Source organism: Streptomyces graminilatus (genome assembly GCF_001418565.1).
Classification (GTDB): domain Bacteria; phylum Actinomycetota; class Actinomycetes; order Streptomycetales; family Streptomycetaceae; genus Streptomyces; species Streptomyces graminilatus.
On record NZ_LIQQ01000707.1, the window covers coordinates 1 to 3,754 of the forward strand.

The following is a 3,754-nucleotide window of genomic DNA, read 5'->3' on the forward strand; positions in this document are numbered from 1 at the left end:
CTGTCCGCCTGACCGCCAGGGGCGGCGGTCAGGCGGACAGGGGGCGGGCAGGCGGCGCCGCCGTCGATGGTGACCTGGCCGCCGATGGTGATCTGGGTGAGGGACGAGACGGCCCGGGGCGGGGAGGGTGCGGTGAGTTCCAGGCGCAGGCCTGCACGATGGTCGGGAACCCCGGGTGCCAAATGGTGTTCGGTGCCGGCGGGTTGGCGATTGCTGGGCGGGGCGGCGCCGACCGGTGGGTGGTGGCTAGCCGTGGGCGGTGGCTAGCCATGGTCGGTGGGTGGCTAGCCGTGGGCGGTGGGTGTCGGCGCGGGCGTGGGCAGGCCGGTGAGTTTCAGCAGCAGGGCCTTGACGTCGGTGGCGGCGAGGGTCTCGCTGCTGTGTTCCGGCTCCGAGCACAGGAGTACGGGGCCGTGGTCGGGGTCGCTCGGGAGGCGCCCGTGGCTGCCGCGGATGCCCGAGGGGTCCAGCGGGACGGTCTGCATCCGGTAGCGGAACCCCAGTTTCTTGCGGGCGAGTTGACCGGCGGCGTGCAGTTTCACCGACGGGACGGTGTCGTCCCACAGCAGTTCCGCGGGGTCGTAGCCGGGCTTGCGGTGGATCTCGACCTGGCGGGCGAAGTCGGGGGCGCGGTCGTCGTCGAGCCAGTAGTAGTACGTGAACCAGGCGTCGGCGTCCGCCACCGCGACCAGTTCGCCCGAGCGCTCGTGGTCCAGGCCTTGGGCCGCCTTGCCTCCCTCGCCCAACACCTGTTCCACGCCGTCGAGTTCACCGACGACCTTGGCGACTTCGCGGATGTCGGCCGGGTCCCGGACGTAGATGTGCGCCACCTGGTGGTCGGCGACGGCGAAGGCGCGGGAGGTCCAGGGATCGAGGTACTCCATGCCGTCCTGGGTGTGCACCTCCAGCAGTCCGGCCCGGCGCAGGGCCCGGTTGATGTCCACGGGGCGGGAGACCGGGGTGATGCCGTACTCGCTCAGCGCCACCACCGTGGCACCGGCGGCCAGGAAGTGGTCGATCAACGGGCGCAGGGCGTCGTCCAGTTGGCGGGCGGCGTCGAGGGAAGCCTCGGACTGGGGGCCGGAGCGCTGGGGTTCGTAGTCCATCTGCGGGATGTAGACCAGGGTCAGGTCGGGGTCGTGCTCGTCGAAGATCTGGCGGGCGGCGCCCAGGATCCACTGGGTGGAGGGCATTCCGGCGTTCGGGCCCCAGTAGGTGAACAGGGGGAACGGGCCCAGCCTGTCGGTGAGTTCGTCGTGCAGGGAGGGCGGCCAGGTGTAGCAGTCGGGTTCCTTGCGGCCGTCGGAGTAGTAGATCGGGCGCGGGGTCACCGTCCAGTCGACGTCGGCGCCCATGGCGTACCACCAGCAGATGTTGGCGACCGTGTAGCCGGGCGACCGTTTTCGGGCCGCGTCCCAGATCTTCTCGCCGCCGACAAGGGCGTTGTGCTGCCGCCAGAGGAGCACCTCGCCGAGGTCGCGGAAGTACCAGCCGTTGGCCACCGCGCCGTGTGTGGCGGGGGGTTCGCCGGTGAGGAAGGTCGACTGGGCGGTGCAGGTGACGGCGGGGAGTGTGGTGCCGAGGGTGGCGCGGAAGCCGCGGTCGCCGAGGGCGGCGACGGCGGGCATGTGGCGCAGCAGGGCGGGGGTGAGGCCGACGATGTCCAGCACGACGAGTCGGTTGGTGCTGGAGGGGGTGTTGGGTGTGCCGGTGCTCGGGGCTTCGATGTGCGGGGTGTCTGTCATGTCGGGTTCGGGTTCCTTGCGGCCTGTCATGAGTGGTCCTCTTTGAGGCCCATGCCGGTCAACCGGTCGCGGGCCCAGGTGAGTTCGGCGGCTATGCCGGCGGCGAGATCGGCGGGCGGACGGGGCAGGACGGACCAGGTATAGGTCTCGACCTCGATGTGGTCGCACACGGCGTTCGGGCCGCCGAGAAGTCCGGTGAGAACGCTGGTGAGTTGGTCGGCGGTGGTACGGAGGGGCGGCTCGGGCGCGGCGTGCAGCGGGGCGTGGAAGTGGGTGCGCCAGGGGCTGCCGGGGCCGGTCGCCGGGAGCCCCTCGCCGTCCAGGGCGTCCGGCAGGTCGTCGACGCCGATCACCGTGCCGTCGCTGACTGTCCTCGTCTGGTGGAGGAACCGACGTTCGGCGAGTTCACGCAGGGCGGCGCGGGCGCGCGGGTCGGTCGGGTCGGGGGCCTCGACCGCACAGGACGCCTGGAGCTTGACGACCGGCAGACCGGCGTCGGCGAGCCGTCCGAGGGCTTCGCCGGGCTCCTCGAACTGGACGGCGAGATGGCAGGCGTCCAGACAGACGCCGAGCCGGTCGCGGTCCACGTCGGCGAACTCCCGTACCGCCTGGGTGGTGGTCTCCACGACGCATCCCGGTTCCGGTTCGAAGCCGACCCGGATACGGCGGCCCGTGTCCGACTCCAACTCGGCCAGTCCGGCAGCCAGTTGGTCGAGGGCCCGGCGGGCCGTGTCCGCCCGGTCGGCCGGCCACGGGGTGCGCCAGGCGAGCGGGAGGGTGGAGACACTGCCGCGCCGGGCGTCGTCGGGGAGGAGGGCGGCGAGGACTCGTGCGCAGTCGAGGGTGTAGGTGAGGCGGGCCGGGTCGGCCCAGTCGGGGAGGTACACGTCCTTCTTGACGACCTCGCGGTGGAACCCCTCGTACGGGAAGGCGTTGAGTGTGACCGTCTCCAGGCCGCGCGCCGCGAGTTCACCCTTGAGGGTGGTCAACGCCCGTTTGTCGGCGGCGAGTTCGGTGACGGCGGTGCGGGCCAGCCAGAGGCCGATGCCGAGCCGGCCGACGCCGAGCCGTTCCCGTACGGGTTCGGCGTGGGCGCCGAGCTGGGCGATGACGCCGGCGAGGTCCTCGGCCTGGTGGACGTTGCTGCAGTACGCGAGGTGGACGGGGGTGCCGTCGGGGTGGCGGAAGCGCACGGGCTCACTCTCCCCCGCGCCGGATGGAGTTGCCCTCGAACGACGAGGTCTCGTCGGGCTTCGCCAGGCTGTCCGGGTCGTCCAGGTCCAGGCGTCCGCTCTGGCCGTAGAAGGCGACGGGGTTGCGCCACAGGACTCGGTCGACGTCGTCGTCCGTGAAGCCGTCGGCGAGCATCGCGTCGCCGGTCTTCCGGGTCTTCAGGGGATCCGAACTCCCCCAGTCCGCTGCCGAGTTGACCAGTACGCGGTCGAGTCCGTGTTCCCGGAGGATGCGGACCATGCGGTCCTCGCTCATCTTGGTCTTCGGGTAGACGGAGAAGCCCGCCCAGCAGCCGCTGTCGAGGACCATGCCCACCGTCAGCTCGTTGAGGTGGTCCAAAACGACGAGTTCGGGGGCGATGCCCGACTCCCGTACGACGTCCAGGGTCCGCCTGGTCCCGGCCGCCTTGTCGCGGTGCGGGGTGTGGACGAGGGCCGGCAGGCCGTGTTCGACGGCGAGTTGGAGCTGACGGGCGAGGACCTCGTCCTCCTGCCTGGTCATCGAGTCGTAGCCGATCTCGCCGACGGCGACGACCCGGTCCTTGGCGAGGTAGCGGGGCAGCTCGTCGAGGACGGGCAGGCAGCGCGGGTCGTTCGCCTCCTTCGGGTTGAGGGCGATCGTGCAGAAGTGCTGGATGCCGAACTGGGCGGCCCGGTACGGCTCCCAGCCGAGCAGCGAGTCGAAGTAGTCGTAGAAGGTGTCCGGCGAGGTGCGGGGCTGGCCGAGCCAGAAGGCGGGCTCGACGACCGCCCGGACCCCGGCCGCGTACATGGCCT

At 71.4% G+C, this 3,754-nt stretch carries 4 protein-coding genes; all 4 read right to left on the bottom strand.

All coding sequences use genetic code 11. The features are described from left to right. The coding region (locus AOK08_RS46900; protein ID WP_055535339.1) for a hypothetical protein at positions 1–182 on the bottom strand (182 nt) is incomplete at its 3' end. A gap of 102 nt (positions 183–284) precedes the next feature. Next, positions 285–1,628 carry an alkaline phosphatase family protein gene (locus tag AOK08_RS40350; protein WP_241827308.1) on the bottom strand — a complete coding sequence of 448 codons (1,344 nt, stop codon included), beginning with the start codon at positions 1,626–1,628 and terminating at the stop codon, positions 285–287. Between the two features lie 143 nt (positions 1,629–1,771). Next, positions 1,772–2,938, bottom strand: coding sequence for a metabolite traffic protein EboE (gene eboE / locus AOK08_RS40355; protein ID WP_055535341.1), 1,167 nt, complete (start codon positions 2,936–2,938; stop codon positions 1,772–1,774). Between the two features lie 4 nt (positions 2,939–2,942). Further along, a partial coding sequence (locus AOK08_RS40360) for a TatD family hydrolase (protein ID WP_055535345.1) occupies positions 2,943–3,754 on the bottom strand: 812 nt, incomplete at its 5' end.

Coding starts and splice junctions, on each gene's coding strand:
- AOK08_RS40350 (WP_241827308.1), bottom strand. CDS start 1,628: ATGCCCGCCGTCGCCGCCCTCGGCGACCGCGGCTTCCGCGCCACCCTC.